Source organism: Enterobacter cloacae complex sp. SHL018 (genome assembly GCF_049237905.1).
GTDB classification, from domain to species: Bacteria; Pseudomonadota; Gammaproteobacteria; order Enterobacterales; family Enterobacteriaceae; genus Enterobacter; species Enterobacter hormaechei_C.
The window spans coordinates 782,115-799,580 of the sequence record NZ_JBMKJE010000001.1 but is presented as its reverse complement, the minus strand read 5'-3'; the positions used below and the strand labels follow the sequence as shown (position 1 = coordinate 799,580).

Sequence of the window (17,466 nt, the reverse complement as noted above, 5' to 3'; positions counted from 1 at the left end):
TTTGTTTTTTTGGTAGACTGAGGCTGTTTTTGACTAACGTGTGAATGAATATGTTGAGTTTTGAAGGCAAAGAGATCGAAACCGATAACGACGGTTATCTGAAAGAGAGCAGCCAGTGGAGCGAAGCGCTGGCGGAGAAAATTGCGGAAAACGAAGGAATCACCCTCTCCCCGGAACACTGGGAAGTGGTGCGCTTCGTGCGAGAATTTTACCTTGAATTCAACACCTCGCCGGCTATCCGCATGCTGGTCAAAGCCATGGCGAATAAATTTGGCGAAGAGAAAGGCAACAGCCGTTATCTGTATCGCCTGTTTCCGAAAGGCCCGGCTAAACAGGCGACAAAAATCGCCGGCCTGCCAAAGCCGGTAAAATGCATTTAATAGCGAATTCTGAAGTCAGCGTATTCCCGGTCGGGTTGATGCGGTTCCGTTAGCACCTTATCAACCCGCGCGCTGCGCGGTCCGCCCGCTTTCAGCCACGCCACCAGCTTCTCAACCCGATCCGCCTCACCGCAGGCCACAACCTCCACGCTGCCATCATCCATGTTACGCGCATACCCTGTCAGCCCGAGCTGTAGGGCTTCGCGCTGGGTGCTGTAGCGGAATCCGACGCCCTGTACAAGGCCATGGACCCAGGCAATGGTGCAAACATTTGACATCATCCTTCTCCTTATCCGACTGGCGCGTTGCATTTCCTCACTGAAGTCGGGAAAATGGCGGCCATTTCATTGGAATCGACAGAATAGCAAATTATGAGTGTACGTTTAGTGTTAGCCAAAGGGCGCGAGAAGTCATTACTGCGCCGTCATCCCTGGGTCTTTTCCGGCGCGGTTGCCCGCATGGAAGGTAAAGCCAGCCTCGGTGAAACCATCGATATTGTTGACCATCAGGGGAAATGGTTAGCACGCGGCGCATACTCGCCAGCATCTCAGATCCGCGCGCGCGTCTGGACGTTCGATAAAGACGAAACCATCGATATCGACTTCTTTGTCCGTCGTCTGCAACAGGCGCAGCAGTGGCGCGAGTGGCTGGCAAAGCGTGACGGGCTGGACAGCTATCGTCTGATTGCCGGAGAGTCCGACGGGCTGCCGGGCGTGACCATTGACCGCTTCGGCAATTTCCTGGTGTTGCAGCTGCTGAGCGCCGGGGCGGAATACCAGCGTGCCGCGCTGATTAGCGCCTTGCAAACCCTGTTCCCGGAATGTGCCATTTACGACCGCAGCGACGTGGCGGTACGTAAAAAAGAGGGCATGGAGCTGACGCAAGGCCCGGTCACCGGCGAACTGCCGCCTGCCCTGCTGCCTATCGAAGAACATGGCATGAAGCTGCTGGTGGATATCCAGGGCGGCCATAAGACCGGTTATTACCTCGACCAGCGTGACAGCCGTCTGGCAACGCGCCAGTACGTTGCCGATAAACGCGTGCTGAACTGCTTCTCTTATACCGGCGGCTTTGCGGTCTCTGCCCTGATGGGCGGCTGTGCTCAGGTGGTGAGCGTCGACACCTCACAGGAAGCGCTGGACGTGGCGAAGCAGAACGTTGAGCTGAATAAGCTGGATCTGAGCAAAGCGGAGTTTGTGCGCGACGACGTATTCAAACTGCTGCGTAAATACCGCGACCAGGGCGAGAAATTTGACGTCATCGTGATGGACCCGCCGAAGTTTGTTGAAAACAAAAGCCAGCTGATGGGCGCCTGCCGTGGCTATAAAGACATCAACATGCTGGCGATCCAGCTGCTGAACCCGGGCGGCGTGCTGCTGACGTTCTCCTGCTCTGGCCTGATGACGACAGATTTATTCCAAAAAATCATCGCCGATGCCGCAATAGATGCGGGTCGTGATGTACAATTTATAGAGCAGTTCCGTCAGGCCGCCGATCACCCGGTGATCGCTACCTACCCGGAAGGGCTGTATCTGAAAGGGTTTGCCTGTCGCGTCATGTAACTTGAAAAGAGAAATATTGCCCGCACATAGTGTGTATGTAATGTTTCCCGGGAGGTGACTATGATTGCCAGCAAATTCGGTATCGGCCAGCAGGTCCGCCACACCTTGCTTGGATATTTGGGTGTGGTCGTGGATATCGACCCGGAGTATTCCCTTGATGAACCGTCAGCAGACGATCTGGCCGTTGACGCAGAGCTTCGCGCCGCGCCCTGGTATCATGTGGTTATGGAGGGCGACGATGGTCAGCCTGTCCATACCTATCTTGCCGAAGCGCAGCTGAGTGGTGAACTACAGGATGAGCATCCGGAACAACCCACTATGGACGAGCTTGCTCAGACCATCCGCAAACAGTTACAGGCACCAAGACTGCGCAACTAAAGGTGTAAAAAAGCCCGTCAAACGGGCTTTTTTTATTTTGCCAGCCCCAGACGGGGAATATCGATTGCCGGACAGCGATCCATCACCACCTTCAGCCCGGCATCGCGCGCCAGCACGGCCGCCTGCTCATTAATCACGCCCAGCTGCATCCACAGCGTTTTCGCGCCAATGGCAATCGCCTCCTGCGCCACGCCCCAGGCCGCCTCTGAATTACGAAAAACGTCCACCATATCCACCTTTTCCGGCACGTCCGCGAGCGTCGCATAGCCCTGCTGGCCCAGCAGCGTTTTCCCCGCCACCTTCGGCGAGACCGGGATCACGTGATAACCCTGATCCAGAAGGTATTTCATGACCCGATAGCTTGGGCGATCCGGTTTATCGCTCGCGCCGACCAGCGCGATAGTGCGCGTGGACGTCAGAATCTCGACAATGTCGTTCTCTTTCATGCTCTTCCTCCTGGCTTTTTTCAAAGTGTACGTCAAAGCGGACATCTCAACCACGCATCCCATACAGAAGTATGAGGGCAAAACGGCAGAATATGTCTATATGTTAGTAAACGTGTTTGTCGAAAACTTTTGATACATTCTTACCGGGTAGTTTGTCTACAGGAGTCTGCTATGAAAACCGGCATTGCCTGGGCTATGGTTGCGTTAATCATGCCGGTTTGTGTTTTCGCAACCACCCTCAGACTCTCAACCGACATTGACCTGCTGGTGCTGGACGGGAAAAAAGTCTCCAGCTCCCTGCTGCGGGGTGCAGACAGTATCGAGCTGGATAACGGCCCGCACCAGGTGGTTTTTCGGGTGGAAAAGACCATTCGCCTCGCCGACAACGAACAGCAGGTGTACATTTCGCCTCCGCTGGTGGTCAGCTTTAATACCCAGCTTATCAGCCAGGTCAATTTTCGTCTCCCGCGCCTTGAGACAGAAAAGGAGTCACTGGCATTTGATGCCTCGCCGCGCATAGAACTGGTGGACGGGGACTCCATGCCCATCCCGGTAAAACTGGATATTCTGGCGCTGACAAAAAGGCCAAAGGGAACAGACTATGAAGCGGACACCGAGACCTACAACAGGGCCAGCAGGCGCGCCTCGCTGCCCCAGTTCGCCACCATGATGGCGGATGACAGTACCCTGCTTTCGGGCGTATCGGAGCTGGATGTACTCCCCCCTCAGTCGCAGACCCTTACTGAGCAACGCCTCAAGTTCTGGTTCCAGAATGCCGATCCGGACACGCGCGCCCGTTTTCTGCAATGGGCGAAGCAACAACCTTCGTCGTAAGCCACATTTTTTCGTCCTTTCTCTTGCAGCATCAGCCAGTTCCCGTCATCGTGTAACGAGGTAACCTCACGGATAAGATTATGGAACTGACAACACGCACACTTCCGGCGCGCAAGCACATTGCTCTGGTTGCGCACGATCACTGTAAACAAATGCTGCTTAACTGGGTTCGTCGCCATCAGCCTCTTTTACAGCATCATGCCCTTTCTGCCACGGGAACAACCGGCAACCTGATCCACCGCGAAACCGGTCTGGAAGTGAATGCCATGCTGAGCGGCCCGATGGGGGGTGACCAGCAGGTAGGTGCTCAGATTTCAGAAGGTAAAATTGACGTTCTGATTTTCTTCTGGGATCCGCTGAACGCGGTTCCGCATGATCCGGACGTTAAAGCGCTGCTGCGTCTGGCGACGGTGTGGAACATTCCGGTAGCCACCAATCTTTCAACGGCAGATTTCATCATTGAATCGCCGCAGTTTAACGATCCGGTGGAGATTTTGATCCCGGATTATCAGCGTTATCTTGCGGAGAGACTGAAGTAGTTTTTTGCCCGGTGGCGCTGCGCTTACCGGGCCTACAGAATTTGCCCGGCGCGTTACGGCTTTCTCGCCACCGGCACGTCAATACTTTTCAAAATATCGACAAACACCGACGGCTCCTCTTTGTTGAACAAGAGCCACACGCGATGGCGCGCGCGGGTTATCGCCACGTACAGTAAACGCCGCTCCTCTGCATCCGGGAAATCTTCCGGAACAGGTAATAACGCCTCTTCCATCACGGATTCCCGCGCCGGTGCAGGGAAACCGTCGCTCCCCTCTTTTAGCCCCACCACAATCACGTAGTCGGCCTGCTGCCCTTTACTGGCGTGAATGGTCATAAAATCGAGCTGAAGTTTTGGCCAGCGCGTCGCCGCTTTTTCCAGCGCCGTCGGCTTGAGGTGGTGATAACGCGCCAGCACCAGAATGCGCTCATCCGGTTTCGCATAGCCGCTCAGTTTATCCAGCAGCGGCTCCAGCTGATCGTCCGCCAGCAGCGTGACGGCCTTTTTATCACCCGACGTCAGGCTGTTAAGCGGTTTCGACAGCTGGTGCGGGTTCTGCTGAATAAAACGGTTGGCTATTTCGCCAATCCGCGCGTTGAAGCGGTAGGTGGTGTCCAGATCGCTGCGATCGCCTTCCCCAAAATAGTGGTGGAAGGCCGTCGTGAGGGATAGTTGCGCCCCGCTGAAACGGTAGATAGCCTGCCAGTCATCGCCCACGACAAACAGCGACGTGTGTTTATTCTGCGCCCGCAGCGCCGAAAGCAGCGCAGCGCGCTGCGGCGAGATATCCTGAAACTCATCCACCAGAATGTGTTTCCACGGGCTGACGAAGCGCCCTTTCTCCAGAATGATGATGGCCTGATGGATCAGCCCCGAAAAATCGACCGCGTTTTCGTCTTTCAGCGCGGTTTTCCACGCTTTCAGCATCGGCGCCATCAGCTTAACCCGTTTAGAAAACACAGCGCGGATCGACTCCGGTGCGCTTTCTATCATCTCCGCCTGAGAGCCGCCGTGCATGCGCATCAGGCTTACCCACCGGTCTAGACGAGAGCCCAGCCGGCGCGCCAGCTTTTCATCCTGCCAGAAGCTGCCCTCCGGCACCTCCCAGTTGAGTTCCTCTTCAAGCCACTGACGCCAGCCTTTCGCCTGCGCCTTTTTTTCACTGCACTGCTGACGCCATGCCTTGATAAACAGCGCCTGGCGAGCCTGAGCGTCGTTCTCCAGCTTGCTGACAACAGGAACTTTTTTGCTGCCCTGTTGAATGATGTGTAAAGCGAGGGAGTGGAACGTGCGCGCCGAGATATCCTGGGTATGCAAACGCGCCTGAATGCGCTCATCCATCTCCTGCGCAGCCTTGCGACCAAAGGCCAGCAGCAAAATCTGGTCTGCAACCGCCTCGCCCGTTGTCAGAAGCCAACCCGCGCGCGCCACCAGCACCGACGTTTTGCCGCTCCCGGCACCTGCCAGCACCAATAAAGACTGTTCGCCATTCACCACGGCGCGCGCCTGGGCAGGATTGAGGGGCGATGACTCCACCGTACTGAAGAAGTCGGCATATTGCGTAAGCATCGCCTCAGTCCAGGCCTGGTTATGCGCCAGACGGCTTTTCTCGATATCGCTCAGCCAGGCCTGGCACTTCCGCCACGCGTCGCGGCAGTTATCAAATTCCTCAAGCCGCGCCACCGGTAAAGGCAATGCCGTCAGCGCCTGGGCGATTTTTTGCTGAAGCCCGGCGGTTTGCTGGCGCGTCAGCCACTTCTGCTGCGTATTGCTTAGCGCGATATCGTCCAGCACCTGTTGCAGAACCTGTGCGGCAATCACGCTCATCTCCTGGCTCCACTGCTGCCAGCGCGTGTTCAGATGATGGTGGAAGCGTTGGGTTTCCGCCCACTCGGTCCCGTGGAGTCGCACCACTTTGTCTGCCGGCAGGACGAACTCCAGCTCCCCCCATACCAGCCCTCGTTTACAATGAATGGCCAGTAGCTGATTAAACGGAATAAGGTATTCGTGGCGTTCACCGGAGACTTTCACTCCTGCATTGAGCAGGACAATCTTGTCGTAAGGGTGCTGCGCCAGGCGTTTGCCCATTGAAGTTGCTTTCAGTTCCATATCCTGCCGGATCCACGAGGTCATAATTTGTCAGACAGTTTAACTGCCAGTTTTAAGGTGCTCCAGCCCAAAAAAACGTTACAATCACCGGGCGTTAATCATATCGAAGGAAATGAGGGTTTATGCGTACCGTTCTGAATGTGTTGAATTTTGTCCTTGGCGGTTTTGCCACCACCCTTTCCTGGCTTTTTGCCACCCTGGTGAGCATCGTGCTCATCTTCACCCTTCCGCTGACGCGCTCCTGCTGGGAAATCACCAAACTGTCCCTCGTTCCTTATGGAAATGAAGCCGTACACGTGGATGAGCTGGAGCCGGAAAGAAAAAATGCCTTCATGAATACCGGCGGCACGCTGCTGAATATTTTATGGCTGATCTTCTTTGGCTGGTGGTTGTGTCTGATGCATATCTTCGCCGGTATCGCCCAGTGCATCACGATTATAGGCATTCCGGTTGGCATCGCTAATTTCAAAATTGCTACCATCGCCCTGTGGCCGGTAGGACGCCGTGTTGTCCCGGTCGAAGTCGCGCAAGCCGCGCGTGAAGCCAACGCCCGTCGCCGTTTTCAGTAATAAGGACTGGCCGCACTCATGCTAAGCCCCCTGCTTCGTCGCTATACGTGGAACAGTAACTGGCTGTATAACGTCAGGATCTTTATCGCCCTCTGCGGCACCGTCGCTCTGCCGTGGTGGCTAAATGACGTGAAGCTCACCATCCCCCTCACGCTTGGGGTGGTGGCCGGTGCGCTGGCGGATCTCGACGACCGCCTGGCCGGTCGTTTGCGTAATCTGGTCATCACGCTGGTCTGCTTCTTTATTGCTTCCGCCTCCGTTGAGCTGCTTTTCCCCTGGCCCTGGCTGTTTGCCTTAGGGCTGACGGTGTCCACCAGCGGCTTCATTTTGCTCGGCGGCCTCGGGCAACGCTACGCCACTATCGCGTTTGGCGCCCTGCTGATTGCCATTTACACCATGCTGGGCGTCTCTCTTTACGATCAGTGGTATCAGCAGCCGGTCCTGCTGCTGTTGGGCGCTATCTGGTATAACCTGCTGACCTTAACCGGACATCTTATTTTTCCGGTTCGTGCCTTACAGGACAACATTGCCCGCAGTTACGAACAGCTGGCCCACTATCTGGAGCTGAAATCCCGGCTGTTTGATCCGGATATTGAAGAGGACAGCCAGGCGCCCCTGTACGATCTGGCGCTGGCAAATGGCCAACTGGTCGCCACGCTGAATCAGACCAAAGCGTCTCTGCTCACCCGTCTGCGCGGCGATCGCGGTCAGCGCGGTACCCGGCGCACACTGCACTACTACTTTGTCGCCCAGGATATTCACGAGCGCGCCAGCTCCTCGCATGTGCAGTACGCTGACCTGCGCGAGAAATTCCGCTACAGCGACGTGATGTTCCGTTTCCAGCGCCTGCTGTCGATGCAGTCTCAGGCCTGCCAGCAACTTGCGCGCTCAATACTGCTGCGCACGCCCTATCAGCACGATCCTCGCTTTGAACGCGCATTCAGTCATCTGGATGCGGCCCTCGATCGCGTTCAGGCCAGTGGGACATCGCCGGAACAGTTCAAAGCCCTGGGATTCTTGCTCAACAACCTGAGAGCCATCGATGCTCAGCTCGCCACCATTGAGTCTGAACAGGCGATGGCAATGCCGGGCAATGACGCCGACAACCAGCTTGCCGACGACAGTCTCAACGGTTTCAGCGATATGTGGCTGCGCCTGAGCCGTCATTTTACGCCGGAATCCGCCCTCTTTCGCCATGCGGTAAGGATGTCGCTGGTTCTGTGCGTCGGCTATGCATTTATCCAGATAACAGGGTTGCACCACGGTTACTGGATCCTGCTGACCAGCCTGTTTGTCTGCCAGCCGAACTATAACGCTACCCGCCATCGGCTCGCGCTGCGTATTGTCGGGACATTAGTCGGGGTCGCCATCGGGCTGCCGGTGCTCTACTTTGTGCCATCCGTAGAAGGGCAACTGATCCTGATTGTGATTACCGGTGTACTGTTTTTCGCCTTCCGCAATGTGCAGTACGCCCACGCCACGATGTTCATCACGCTGCTGGTGCTGCTCTGCTTCAATCTGCTGGGTGAAGGCTTTGAAGTGGCCCTCCCCCGCGTTATCGACACGCTAATCGGCTGCGCCATTGCCTGGGCGGCGGTGAGCTTTATCTGGCCGGACTGGCGTTTTCGTAACTTACCGCGCGTGTCCGACAGAGCAATGAACGCCAACTGCCGCTATCTGGATGCTATTCTTGAGCAATACCATCAGGGTCGCGATAACCGTCTGGCCTATCGGATTGCCCGTCGCGATGCGCATAACACGGACGCAGAGCTGGCTTCCGTTGTCTCGAATATGTCAACTGAGCCGCGCGCCACGGCAGAAATCCGGGAGACAGCCTTCCGCCTGCTGTGTCTGAACCACACGTTCACCAGCTATATCTCTACCCTTGGCGCCCACCGTGAGAAACTGACAAATCCGGGCATCCTGGCGCTGCTGGACGACGCCGTTTGCTACGTTGATGATGCGCTTCATCATCAACCTGCGGATGAGCCACGGGTTCACCAGGCACTGGATGAACTGGTGCAACGTATCGCACACCTTGATCCTGGCACCGACAACAAAGCTCCGCTGGTCCTACAGCAAATTGGCCTGCTTATCGCTTTGCTGCCGGAAATTTGTCGGCTGCGACAGAAGATCGCTACCTGGCGGAATGATGGCCCTGCGACTCAGGCAGCGCATTAAACCACTCCATAAGCTCCCGGCGAATATCCGCCGGGAGTGCCGCTTCATGTAACCCTTCGATGGCGCCTTCAAGCGCGAACAATACCCGGATACTCAGCGCTTTATTCTTAGAGCGCATTTTCAGCCAGCTCGTCTTCGCCCCCAACTGTCGTAGCGTCTCTTCATTGGTAATGCCCGCCTCCATAAGCAGGACCTCAATCTGAAAGGTCAGGTTCGGCAGATCCTTAAGCCGGTTACGCTGATGGCGCTGGTAGCGCTCTTTCCTGGCGGCATCGAGCGCAAACGAGGAGAGCTGAAGCAGCTTTTCCCTGTTTTGCCACAGACCTTCATCCACACGGTAGTAATTAAGCAGCACTGGCCGTCCTCGTTTCATCAGGGTCAGAAAAGAGGAGGCGTTTTTTACACAGTATTTTGCACTTTGCTCACAGGCGCGAAGGTACAGCTCGCCGTCAGACACCATCGCGATCACCGCTTCATCCACGGCCAGGGTATAACCGCCAAACAGGGCGCGATGATGAATTTCGCCCAGCGGAGAGAGGTATTCCTGAGATTGATAAATCCGATCATAAGATATCTTTTTCATGATAATTCCATTAAAAATCATACAGTAAACACGATATTTCTTACTAACGGATCCGTTAGCAGGAAAATAGGCAACTTATTGCCGTTGGGCAAGATGATTTTTTCAGGTTCACCAGGAATGGATGAAATTTGCGAGTCGCTTTCCGAAAATGAGGTTGATCTTTATGCACACAGGGGTTACTGTATATCCATACAGTAACTACAGGGCTGGAATGAATATGTACACTTCAGGCTATGCAAATCACTTAACACCTTCCACTTCTGCCGCAGGCAATGCTGCGCAGAATTCTATCGGGCGTGTATCGACAGGGCTTATCAGTGAAGTGGTTTACCGTGAAGACCAGCCGCTGTTAACACAACTCTTACTCCTGCCGCTTTTGCAGCAGCTCGGGCAACAGTCTCGCTGGCAGCTCTGGCTGACGCCACAGCAAAAATTAAGTCGTGAATGGGTTCAGTCGGCTGGCCTGCCGTTAGCGAAGGTGATGCAGATTAATCAACTCTCCCCTTGCGATACGGTCGAGTCGATGGTCCGGGCATTACGTACCGGGAACTATAGCGTCGTGATTGGGTGGTTGCCTGAGGATCTGTCGCAAGAGGAACATTTGCGTCTGACTGAAGCGGCTGAAGAAGGTAACGCGATGGGTTTCATCATGCGGCCGGTTCGTGGAGATTCCTATCGCAGAGGACAACATCCCGGGCTAAAAATTCACTCAAATGTGTACCATTGAGTCATTTTAAGAGTTTTCCTGGAATTTTTTTCGACCGCAGTATGCAAAAAAAGTTCAACGCGCCAAAACTGCGGCAAGGCTTGTCTGACGCGGTTCTCGTTAATTTTACTGCACAAAATTCGTTCAAAAATTGTTAAATATTAGGTATACGGAACTTTTTTTTTCATATGCCTGACGGACTTCACACTTGTAAGTTTTCAGCTACGTTGTAGACTTTACATCGCCAGGGGTGCTCGGCCTAAGCCGAAGATATCGGTAGGTTTATATTTGACCACGCCCCCCGGTGAAGGATTTAACCGTGATTCCTCCGATGGAGATATTCATGGCAAATTTTGGATGATAACGAGGCGCAAAAAATGAAAAAGACAGCTATCGCGATTGCAGTGGCACTGGCTGGCTTCGCTACCGTAGCGCAGGCCGCTCCGAAAGATAATACCTGGTATGCAGGTGGTAAACTGGGCTGGTCTCAGTTCCATGACACCGGTTGGTACAACAGCAGCCTGAACAACGATGGCCCTACTCACGAGAGCCAGCTGGGTGCAGGTGCGTTCGGTGGCTATCAGGTTAACCCGTATGTTGGCTTTGAAATGGGTTACGACTGGTTAGGTCGTATGCCTTACAAAGGCGACAACGTAAATGGCGCTTTCAAAGCTCAAGGCGTACAGCTGACCGCTAAACTGGGTTACCCAGTGACTGACGACCTGGACGTGTACACCCGTCTGGGCGGCATGGTATGGCGTGCAGACTCCAGCAACAGCATCGCTGGTGACGACCACGACACTGGTGTTTCCCCAGTATTCGCTGGTGGCGTTGAGTGGGCAATGACCCGTGACATCGCTACCCGTCTGGAATACCAGTGGGTTAACAACATCGGTGACGGTGCTACCGTTGGCGTTCGTCCAGACAACGGCATGCTGAGCGTTGGTGTTTCTTACCGTTTCGGTCAGCAGGAAGATGCGCCAGTCGTAGCTCCAGCTCCGGCTCCAGCTCCAGAAGTACAGACCAAGCACTTCACTCTGAAGTCTGACGTTCTGTTCAACTTCAACAAAGCTACCCTGAAACCAGAAGGTCAGCAGGCACTTGATCAGCTGTACACCCAGCTGAGCAACCTGGATCCTAAAGACGGTTCTGTAGTGGTTCTGGGCTTCACCGACCGTATCGGTTCTGACGCTTACAACCAGGGTCTGTCTGAGAAACGTGCTCAGTCTGTAGTTGATTACCTGGTATCTAAAGGTATCCCAGCTAACAAGATCTCCCCACGTGGTATGGGCGAATCTAACCCAGTTACCGGTTCTACCTGTGACAACGTGAAACCACGCGCTGCACTGATCGACTGCCTGGCACCAGATCGTCGCGTAGAGATCGAAGTTAAAGGTATCAAAGACGTTGTAACTCAGCCTGCGGCATAAGTTATCGTCTTATAAAAAAACCCCGCGATGCGGGGTTTTTTATTATCTGAAGAAAAGTAAAAAGCTTATTTTTTACCTAACAGTGCCTGTAGATCGTTCTTCAGCGTCGACATCTGGCTGGCATACTTCTCTTTGTGCTCGGCATCTTCAATCAGCTGCACCACCGTTTCCGACAGGGTTTTCCCGCGCCGCTGCGCAAGCCCGGCCAGACGCTGCCAGACCATGAACTCCAGGTCGATGGATTTCTTACGGGTGTGCTGATGCTCGGCATTGAAATGCCGTTTACGACGAGCACGGATAGTTTGCTTCATCCGGTTTAACAAGGCCGGATTAATGTGTTTCTCAATCCAGCCGTTGACCTGTACCGGTTCGTTTTCGAGGGTCAGCAACATATCCACAGCTTCTTGTGCCGCGCTGGCTTCGATGTAGCAGGTGATCAGCTCCCCTTCACGGTGCTTTTTGACCAGGTACTTCCATTTCCAGCCGCTTTCGAGGTTTTCCAGTTGTTGATATTTCATTGCGATCTCAGTGTTACCGTGTAACTCTGTTCAGAATATCAGTTTTTTGGCAATCTGCTGAAAAGAAATCATATCCTGTGAAACGCCGCAGGCGATCCGCATGACGAAATCCCGAATCCTGATTGGGCAGAGTGCGCCGCTTACGGTATACTCCACGGTTTTACTTCTGACTAAAAAACATCAACTTTGACCATTACGAAACTTGCATGGCGTGACCTGGTTCCGGATACCGAGAGCTATCAGGAGCTGTTTGCACAGCCAGACCTCACAAAAGAACACGAATTCATACTTAGCGATACACAACCGCGTTTGCATTACGCGCTGGAGCAGATGTCATCCCCATGGGCTACATCTCCTTTCATGCTGCTCAAAGCCCCGGAAGAAGCCGAGTATCTGACGCTTCTCGGTGATGCCATGCGCCAGTTGCATCCAAAAACGAATGCCGTTTTTGGTGGTCAGTATCATATTGCCGGACGTGACGTGACCTTCGAACCTGCCACGCAGGCAGACGGACAATTCGCTGCAAAAGGCGAAGTGATCACCGCCAACTGGGTGGAAGCAGAACAGCTGTTCGGCTGCCTTCGTCAGTTCAATGGCGATGTGTCACTGCAACCCGGTCTGGTACACCGCGCGAACGGTGGTGTGTTGCTCATCTCCCTTCGCACCCTGCTCGCACAGCCTCTGCTGTGGATGCGTCTGAAAACGGTGGTGATGCAGCAACGTTTTGACTGGATAGGCTACGACGATTCACGTCCGCTGCCTGTTTCCATTCCGTCTATGCCGCTGTCGCTGACCGTCGTGCTGACGGGTGACCGTGAATCTCTGGCTGATTTCCAGGAAATGGAGCCAGAACTCGCGGAGCAGGCGGTTTACAGTGAATTTGAAGACAATATTCAGATCGCCGATGCCGATGACATGGCGCAGTGGTGTCAGTGGGTTATGGCCGTGGCGGAACGTTTCGCGCTGCCCTCGCCTGCCGAGGATGCGTGGCCGGGCTTAATCCGCGAGGCCGTACGATACACTGGCGATCAGGAAACCCTGCCGCTCTGCCCGCTCTGGATCGGTAAACAGCTACGTGAAGTGGGCGTTATCAGCGGCAACGGTCCGTTTACCGGTGAGCAGCTTAGCCAGATGCTGGCCCAGCGTGAATGGCGTGAAGGTTATCTTGCTGACCGTATGCAGGATGAAATTCTGCTGGAACAGATTCTGGTGGAGACCGAAGGCGAACGTATCGGGCAAATCAACGCCTTGTCCGTCATCGAGTTCCCCGGACACCCGCGCGCCTTTGGCGAGCCTTCCCGTATCAGCTGTGTCGTGCACATTGGTGACGGCGAATTTACCGATATCGAACGCAAGGCCGAACTGGGCGGAAACATTCATGCCAAAGGCATGATGATCATGCAGGCATTCCTGATGTCTGAACTTCAGCTGGAGCAGCAGATCCCCTTCTCTGCCTCGTTGACCTTTGAGCAGTCCTACAGTGAAGTCGACGGCGACAGCGCCTCGATGGCAGAGCTGTGCGCCGTGATCAGCGCGCTTGCAGACGTACCGATTAATCAGAATATTGCGATTACCGGTTCCGTAGATCAGTTTGGTCGTGCTCAACCGGTGGGTGGACTGAATGAGAAAATCGAAGGCTTCTTTGCTATCTGCCAGCAGCGCGGTTTAAACGGCAAACAGGGCGTGATTATTCCGGCGCCTAACGCTCGCCATTTGAGCCTGAGCCAGGCGATTCTGGATGCGGTAGAGCAGGAACAATTCGCCGTCTGGGCCATCGAAGGGGTTGAGGATGCTCTACCCTTACTGACAAACCTGGTCTGGGACGGCGAAGGCCAGACAACCCTGATGCAGACCATTCAGGAACGTATAGCTCAGGCGACACAGCAGGATGCTCGTCATCGTTATCCGTGGCCGTTACGCTGGTTAAGTTGGTTTAGTGCTAACTGATCGGACTTGTTCAGCGTACACGTGTTAGCTATCCTGCGTCCTTCACTAAAATAAGGCTTACTGAGAACATGGTAGATAAACGCGAATCCTATACTAAAGAAGACCTTCTTGCCTCTGGTCGCGGTGAACTGTTTGGTGCGAAAGGCCCGCAGTTACCGGCCCCAAATATGCTGATGATGGACCGTGTCGTGAAAATGACCGAAACCGGCGGCAACTTTGATAAGGGTTACGTAGAAGCAGAACTCGATATCAACCCGGACCTGTGGTTCTTCGGTTGCCACTTTATTGGCGATCCGGTAATGCCTGGCTGCCTGGGCCTCGATGCCATGTGGCAGCTGGTTGGCTTCTATCTGGGCTGGCTTGGCGGTGAAGGCAAAGGCCGTGCGCTGGGCGTAGGCGAAGTGAAATTCACCGGTCAGGTTCTGCCTACCGCGAAGAAAGTCACCTACCGTATCCATTTCAAACGCATCGTTAACCGCCGCCTGATTATGGGCCTGGCGGACGGTGAAGTGCTGGTAGATGGTCGTCTTATCTATACCGCGAACGACCTGAAAGTGGGTCTGTTCCAGGATACCTCCGCTTTCTGATAACGGCATTTAGCCCCTTCCAGAAAGGCGAAACCTCCGCATTGCGGAGGTTTCTTTTTAAAGAGACGGTATCAAGCAAGTACTGCCCTGTCTCCGATGGCTTCTCGCCAGCCCCCTAGCCATTGGGACCTTTGATTCAGGGCCTGATAGGGACACATTTCTTTTGAACGTCCGGCGATGCCAGCCTGATAACCACGTTGATGAGCCCTTTCCAGGCGATCTCGTTTCTGTCTCTTCATGCCTCGTTTCCCTCATTCTTTTGTCTGGTGGAAAGAAAACAGTGGTTGCAATATGTGCAAGCACAGTTAACGAATACCCCGAATCGGCGTCAGCGTCAACGTTCAAAATTCATACGGGTGTCATATTTGTGAGCTACATGGAAGATCGTTTGTACAAAAAATGTGACGCGGGACAAGTAACAAACTGAACATAAAACGAAAAAAAAGCCGCAATCAGCAAGAAGCTGAGTGCGGCTTTCGTCGATGAATTTTACTTATGGCAGCCGGGAAATCTCTCTTGCGATAGCAGCCGACTCCTGTGCCCACCCCTGCGCAAGCACTTTCACCATTTCGTCATAGCCATCTTTCTGCTGCTTCAGTTCCAGATGGAAAGGACGCTTAATCAGCTGGCCCTGATGATTCAAGAGCCACTCCCCGCTGATAACAACCGCACCATCATAGCGGCCATGGAATCCCGTCACGTTAACATTCAGAGTGTCCTGATCGCTTCCCAGAGGCTGCGAGGCGACTACCCAACCAGGAAGCTGGCTGCTCAGATTCGCCACCAGCGTATTGCGTAGCTGCTGATCCAGCGGGCTGGCCCACAGGTTATTGTTGGCAATAACGTACTGCACATCGCTGGTCTGGTAGACCACCCCGTTGCCCGCCAGATAATCTGGCACGGCAACCTGTTCAACCCACAGCAGACGGCTGCCCTGCGAGGTGCTACTCTGCGCACCGGATTGCGCGCTTAACGGCAACTGGTAGTAACTTTTGTTATCGCTTCCAGAGCTACAGGCCGTTAATACCAGTGCGCCTGCGATGATTAGCCATTTTTTCATTGTTTCGCCCTCTTAGGCTCAGGATCCTTTTTGTCTTTCGCTTCAAACACCAGCGCGTTGCTCTTTTCATTGAGCGTTTTCAGAACGGGCTGTAGCTCGCGTAAAACCTGATCAAGACGTTGCATATCCGCCACCATCTTGTTGTAAGCCGCTGAGCCCGGCTGGAAGCCCTGCATACTGCGATTCAGTTCGCGCAACGTTTTCTGCATATCCTGCGGCAGCTGCTGCATGGACTGGTTGGCAGTGATCTTGTTGATATTATCCAGCGCGGTTTGCAGACGTTGCATCGTCGCCTGGCTCTGATGCAGTGATCCCGTCGCGGCCTCAAGCATTGGATTCAGCGGCAGATTGTTGATCTTATCCAGCGTTTCCATCAGGCGCTGTTGGATCTGCGCCAGGCCACTGCTGACCGTAGGAATAATTTTGTAGCCGCCAAATTCACGGATCCCCGTCATTGGTGGCGCTTTTGGATAGAAGTCCATATCGACATATAACGCCCCTGTGACCAGGTTGCCAGTTTTCAGCGAGCCACGCAGACCGCGATTCATCAGATCGCTGATATGCTCCCCAATATCCTGGTCCTCGCCTATCTGGTTAATCAAACGCTCAGGCTCAATGCGGATCAGCACCGGAATACGATAATCATCATCAAGCATCTGCTTGAGTCCCGGAACAAAGTAAGGCACTTGTCCCACGGTCCCCAGACGGATACCCCGGAACTCAACTGGCGCCCCAGGCTGCAAGCCGCGTACAGAGTCCTTAAAGAACATCAGGTAGTCGATGTGATCGGTATAGAGCGCATCCTGAATGCTTTTTTGATCGTCAAACAGCCTGAAGGCGGTTTTCTCCGCCACCGGTTGTCCCAGATCTATACCTTCCGGCACATCAAAACTGACGCCCCCACCAAACAGCGTGGTGAGTGAGCCCATCTCAACGCGCATCCCCGCAGAGGTGAGATCCACCGCGATCCCGCTGTCTTTCCAGAAGCGAACGTTGCTGGTCACCAGGCGATCATTAGGCGCATTGATAAAAAGCTGATAGCTGATGGTCCGTTTTTGCGGATCGAAGGTGCTTGTTTCAACCGAACCGACGCGATATCCACGGAACAGCACCGGATCGCCCGGCGAGAGCTGGCCCGCTTTTTTGCTGTCCAGAATAACGCGGATCCCTTTTGCATCCGGTGGCGCAAGCGGCGGTGAATCCAGCAGCTGATAGTTTGCTGGCTGGGCGCCTTTGTTGCCGGGCTGGAGTTCAATATAAGCCCCGGACAATAGCGTCCCTAAGCCGCTGATCCCTTCTCTCCCGACCTGCGGTTTCACTACCCAAAAAACAGAATCTTCATGGAGCAGTTTTTCCATGCCGGCATTCAGGCGGGCCTTGATTTCAACATGGGTTAAATCATCCGTCAGGGTCGCGCTTTCCACGACACCCACATCCACGCTGCGGCTCTTGATGGTGGTTTTTCCGCCCTCAATCCCCTCTGCATTGGTGGTAATTAGCGTGACTTCCGGTCCCTGATGGCTGTAATGATAAAACAGGATCCATGCACCGATCAGCGCGGTCACGATGGGGAAAATCCACACCGGCGACCAGTTTCTGACCTTCTGCACTTTAGCCTCTCCACTCTTATTTTCCATG

The 17,466-nt window shown here is 54.2% G+C and carries 19 protein-coding genes; 11 read left to right on the top strand and 8 right to left on the bottom strand.

Translation table 11 applies throughout. The features are described from left to right. Positions 1-50: 50 nt before the first annotated feature. Complete coding sequence (gene tusE / locus ACOTY5_RS03825; protein WP_003858129.1) at positions 51-380, top strand: sulfurtransferase TusE; 330 nt, start codon at positions 51-53, stop codon at positions 378-380. Here the strand turns inward: tusE and yccX are convergent. After that, positions 377-658, bottom strand: a complete 282-nt coding sequence (gene yccX, locus ACOTY5_RS03820) for an acylphosphatase (protein ID WP_074132670.1) — start codon at positions 656-658, stop codon at positions 377-379. The genes tusE and yccX overlap by 4 nt on opposite strands. Before the next feature lie 93 nt (positions 659-751). Here yccX and rlmI point away from each other — a divergent pair, with 93 nt between their 5' ends. After that, positions 752-1,942 (top strand): 23S rRNA (cytosine(1962)-C(5))-methyltransferase RlmI, encoded by a 1,191-nt coding sequence (gene rlmI / locus ACOTY5_RS03815; protein ID WP_017693677.1) that lies wholly within the window; start codon positions 752-754, stop codon positions 1,940-1,942. A gap of 60 nt (positions 1,943-2,002) precedes the next feature. Beyond that, positions 2,003-2,320 (top strand): heat shock protein HspQ, encoded by a 318-nt coding sequence (gene hspQ, locus ACOTY5_RS03810; protein WP_003858136.1) that lies wholly within the window; start codon positions 2,003-2,005, stop codon positions 2,318-2,320. A 32-nt stretch (positions 2,321-2,352) separates the two neighbouring features. Here the strand turns inward: hspQ and ACOTY5_RS03805 are convergent, their stop codons facing one another. Continuing rightward, a complete protein-coding gene (locus ACOTY5_RS03805; RefSeq protein WP_006809337.1) occupies positions 2,353-2,766 on the bottom strand; it encodes a CoA-binding protein in 414 nt (137 codons plus the stop codon). 171 nt (positions 2,767-2,937) lie between these two features. On the opposite strand from ACOTY5_RS03805, the gene csgI reads away from it, so the two are divergent. Both csgI and mgsA read left to right on the top strand, forming a co-directional pair. After that, positions 2,938-3,600 carry a curli synthesis inhibitor gene (gene csgI, locus ACOTY5_RS03800; protein ID WP_045142607.1) on the top strand — a complete coding sequence of 221 codons (663 nt, stop codon included), beginning with the start codon at positions 2,938-2,940 and terminating at the stop codon, positions 3,598-3,600. Positions 3,601-3,680: 80 nt separating this feature from the next. Further along, positions 3,681-4,139, top strand: coding sequence for a methylglyoxal synthase (mgsA, locus tag ACOTY5_RS03795; protein WP_003858146.1), 459 nt, complete (start codon positions 3,681-3,683; stop codon positions 4,137-4,139). A 53-nt stretch (positions 4,140-4,192) separates the two neighbouring features. Here mgsA and helD read toward each other — a convergent pair whose 3' ends face one another. Further along, a complete protein-coding gene (gene helD / locus ACOTY5_RS03790) occupies positions 4,193-6,247 on the bottom strand; it encodes a DNA helicase IV (protein ID WP_045142606.1) in 2,055 nt (684 codons plus the stop codon). A 122-nt stretch (positions 6,248-6,369) separates the two neighbouring features. On the opposite strand from helD, the gene ACOTY5_RS03785 reads away from it, so the two are divergent. Then, a complete protein-coding gene (locus tag ACOTY5_RS03785) occupies positions 6,370-6,816 on the top strand; it encodes a YccF domain-containing protein (RefSeq protein ID WP_015570894.1) in 447 nt (148 codons plus the stop codon). 18 nt (positions 6,817-6,834) lie between these two features. Next, positions 6,835-8,997: a YccS family putative transporter gene (gene yccS / locus ACOTY5_RS03780; RefSeq protein WP_015570895.1), complete on the top strand. Its 2,163-nt coding sequence runs from the start codon at positions 6,835-6,837 to the stop codon at positions 8,995-8,997. Here the strand turns inward: yccS and ACOTY5_RS03775 are convergent. Continuing rightward, on the bottom strand, positions 8,954-9,580 hold the full coding sequence (locus tag ACOTY5_RS03775; RefSeq protein WP_062934086.1) for a TfoX/Sxy family DNA transformation protein: 627 nt from the start codon (positions 9,578-9,580) through the stop codon (positions 8,954-8,956). The two genes, yccS and ACOTY5_RS03775, sit on opposite strands and share 44 nt — an antisense overlap. A 217-nt stretch (positions 9,581-9,797) precedes the next feature. Between ACOTY5_RS03775 and sulA the strand changes: the two genes are divergently transcribed. Then, on the top strand, positions 9,798-10,307 hold the full coding sequence (gene sulA, locus ACOTY5_RS03770; protein WP_026094322.1) for an SOS-induced cell division inhibitor SulA: 510 nt from the start codon (positions 9,798-9,800) through the stop codon (positions 10,305-10,307). 356 nt (positions 10,308-10,663) lie between these two features. After that, entirely contained in the window at positions 10,664-11,716 is a 1,053-nt protein-coding gene (ompA, locus tag ACOTY5_RS03765) for a porin OmpA (protein ID WP_017694761.1), read from the top strand. A 65-nt stretch (positions 11,717-11,781) separates the two neighbouring features. On the opposite strand, the gene matP is transcribed toward ompA, so the two are convergent. Continuing rightward, complete coding sequence (gene matP, locus ACOTY5_RS03760) at positions 11,782-12,234, bottom strand: macrodomain Ter protein MatP (RefSeq protein WP_006809347.1); 453 nt, start codon at positions 12,232-12,234, stop codon at positions 11,782-11,784. Between the two features lie 186 nt (positions 12,235-12,420). Between matP and ACOTY5_RS03755 the strand changes: the two genes are divergently transcribed. Together ACOTY5_RS03755 and fabA are read left to right on the top strand one after the other, a co-directional pair. Then, on the top strand, positions 12,421-14,181 hold the full coding sequence (locus tag ACOTY5_RS03755; protein WP_017384808.1) for an AAA family ATPase: 1,761 nt from the start codon (positions 12,421-12,423) through the stop codon (positions 14,179-14,181). 68 nt (positions 14,182-14,249) lie between these two features. After that, positions 14,250-14,768 (top strand): bifunctional 3-hydroxydecanoyl-ACP dehydratase/trans-2-decenoyl-ACP isomerase, encoded by a 519-nt coding sequence (gene fabA, locus ACOTY5_RS03750; protein WP_000227926.1) that lies wholly within the window; start codon positions 14,250-14,252, stop codon positions 14,766-14,768. Between the two features lie 71 nt (positions 14,769-14,839). Here the strand turns inward: fabA and rmf are convergent, their stop codons facing one another. From rmf to pqiB, 3 genes are all read right to left on the bottom strand, one after another. Beyond that, positions 14,840-15,007 carry a ribosome modulation factor gene (rmf, locus tag ACOTY5_RS03745; RefSeq protein WP_003858162.1) on the bottom strand — a complete coding sequence of 56 codons (168 nt, stop codon included), beginning with the start codon at positions 15,005-15,007 and terminating at the stop codon, positions 14,840-14,842. 254 nt (positions 15,008-15,261) lie between these two features. Beyond that, a complete protein-coding gene (gene pqiC / locus ACOTY5_RS03740) occupies positions 15,262-15,828 on the bottom strand; it encodes a membrane integrity-associated transporter subunit PqiC (RefSeq protein ID WP_017384809.1) in 567 nt (188 codons plus the stop codon). Next, complete coding sequence (pqiB, locus tag ACOTY5_RS03735) at positions 15,825-17,465, bottom strand: intermembrane transport protein PqiB (protein WP_045142605.1); 1,641 nt, start codon at positions 17,463-17,465, stop codon at positions 15,825-15,827. Before pqiB ends, pqiC begins: the two co-directional genes overlap by 4 nt. Position 17,466: the final 1 nt, after the last annotated feature.

Bases quoted from the DNA above. Each gene is read 5' to 3' on its own strand.
- tusE (WP_003858129.1), top strand. From the start codon at position 51: ATGTTGAGTTTTGAAGGCAAAGAGATCGAAACCGATAACGACGGTTAT.
- yccX (WP_074132670.1), bottom strand. From the start codon at position 658: ATGTCAAATGTTTGCACCATTGCCTGGGTCCATGGCCTTGTACAGGGC.
- rlmI (WP_017693677.1), top strand. From the start codon at position 752: ATGAGTGTACGTTTAGTGTTAGCCAAAGGGCGCGAGAAGTCATTACTG.
- hspQ (WP_003858136.1), top strand. From the start codon at position 2,003: ATGATTGCCAGCAAATTCGGTATCGGCCAGCAGGTCCGCCACACCTTG.
- ACOTY5_RS03805 (WP_006809337.1), bottom strand. From the start codon at position 2,766: ATGAAAGAGAACGACATTGTCGAGATTCTGACGTCCACGCGCACTATC.
- csgI (WP_045142607.1), top strand. From the start codon at position 2,938: ATGAAAACCGGCATTGCCTGGGCTATGGTTGCGTTAATCATGCCGGTT.
- mgsA (WP_003858146.1), top strand. From the start codon at position 3,681: ATGGAACTGACAACACGCACACTTCCGGCGCGCAAGCACATTGCTCTG.
- helD (WP_045142606.1), bottom strand. From the start codon at position 6,247: ATGGAACTGAAAGCAACTTCAATGGGCAAACGCCTGGCGCAGCACCCT.
- ACOTY5_RS03785 (WP_015570894.1), top strand. From the start codon at position 6,370: ATGCGTACCGTTCTGAATGTGTTGAATTTTGTCCTTGGCGGTTTTGCC.
- yccS (WP_015570895.1), top strand. From the start codon at position 6,835: ATGCTAAGCCCCCTGCTTCGTCGCTATACGTGGAACAGTAACTGGCTG.
- ACOTY5_RS03775 (WP_062934086.1), bottom strand. From the start codon at position 9,580: ATGAAAAAGATATCTTATGATCGGATTTATCAATCTCAGGAATACCTC.
- sulA (WP_026094322.1), top strand. From the start codon at position 9,798: ATGTACACTTCAGGCTATGCAAATCACTTAACACCTTCCACTTCTGCC.
- ompA (WP_017694761.1), top strand. From the start codon at position 10,664: ATGAAAAAGACAGCTATCGCGATTGCAGTGGCACTGGCTGGCTTCGCT.
- matP (WP_006809347.1), bottom strand. From the start codon at position 12,234: ATGAAATATCAACAACTGGAAAACCTCGAAAGCGGCTGGAAATGGAAG.
- fabA (WP_000227926.1), top strand. From the start codon at position 14,250: ATGGTAGATAAACGCGAATCCTATACTAAAGAAGACCTTCTTGCCTCT.
- rmf (WP_003858162.1), bottom strand. From the start codon at position 15,007: ATGAAGAGACAGAAACGAGATCGCCTGGAAAGGGCTCATCAACGTGGT.
- pqiC (WP_017384809.1), bottom strand. From the start codon at position 15,828: ATGAAAAAATGGCTAATCATCGCAGGCGCACTGGTATTAACGGCCTGT.
- pqiB (WP_045142605.1), bottom strand. From the start codon at position 17,465: ATGGAAAATAAGAGTGGAGAGGCTAAAGTGCAGAAGGTCAGAAACTGG.